This is a genomic window from Lunatimonas salinarum (assembly GCF_017811155.1).
Lineage (GTDB): Bacteria > Bacteroidota > Bacteroidia > Cytophagales > Cyclobacteriaceae > Lunatimonas > Lunatimonas salinarum.
The window spans coordinates 1-868 of sequence record NZ_JACVCV010000087.1 but is presented as its reverse complement, the minus strand read 5'-3'; the positions used below and the strand labels follow the sequence as shown (position 1 = coordinate 868).

At 47.8% G+C, this 868-nt stretch carries 1 protein-coding gene; it reads left to right on the top strand.

Annotation, left to right across the window (positions count from 1 at the left end; translation table 11 throughout):
• Positions 1-868 (top strand): endonuclease domain-containing protein (locus tag IAQ59_RS22645; RefSeq protein WP_342450743.1); only part of this gene is annotated, 868 nt, incomplete at both ends.

The following is an 868-nucleotide window of genomic DNA, read 5'->3' as shown; positions in this document are numbered from 1 at the left end:
TTGGAAACCAAGAAACCCACCAATAAGAGTGAGATGATCGGGTTTAACGCCCTCACCCCCCGGCCCCCTCTCCCCACCGGAGAGGGGGAGGATTTCCAGCAACATACCTTCGGTTCCAAAGATAGACTTACCCCACAGCGTCCGATCGGTAAAGAAAACGCCCTTGCTCGCCAACCCGGAGAGGGGGAAATTTTGAGGAGAGCTAAGGAAATAGCACTTCAGGGAAAAAAGGTTAATCCCATCATTCTCGAGTTTGCTAGAAACAACCGGAAAAATGCCACGGATGCAGAAGCATTCCTGTGGGAAATGCTCAGAAATAGAAAACTGAATGGGTTAAAATTTAGGAGACAACATCCTGTCAACGATCAGTTTATTCTAGATTTTTATTGTGCCGAATGCCGATTGGCCATTGAAGTTGATGGCGGATACCACCATTCATTGGACCAAAGGGAATATGATGAGGGCAGGACATATGCATTGAACGAATTGGGATTGACTGTATTAAGGTTTTCCAATAAAGAGGTCATCGAAGAAAGCGAACGGGTATTGCAAGAGATTTTGGATTGTGCCCTTGTACTTCAAACTTCATTGGGGGATAACGCCCTCGCCCCCCGGCCCCCTCGCCCCGCCGGAGAGGGGGAGGATTCCCTCTCAGCTTCGCCGAGAGGGGATTTGGAGGTGAATCTGAATGCCAAATCCTTTCAGGAACTGGTACTGTACTTCCTGAGAGAGCGCATCACCCATGGAAACCTAGCCGTTAAACACCTGATCATTACCAATATCTATGAGTGGTTTGTGTTTGATTCAGCCGTTTTTGAAAAGGCATTTGCCCAAAACAAGGCGCTGGTAAAGGATTTTAAGGCCTTTG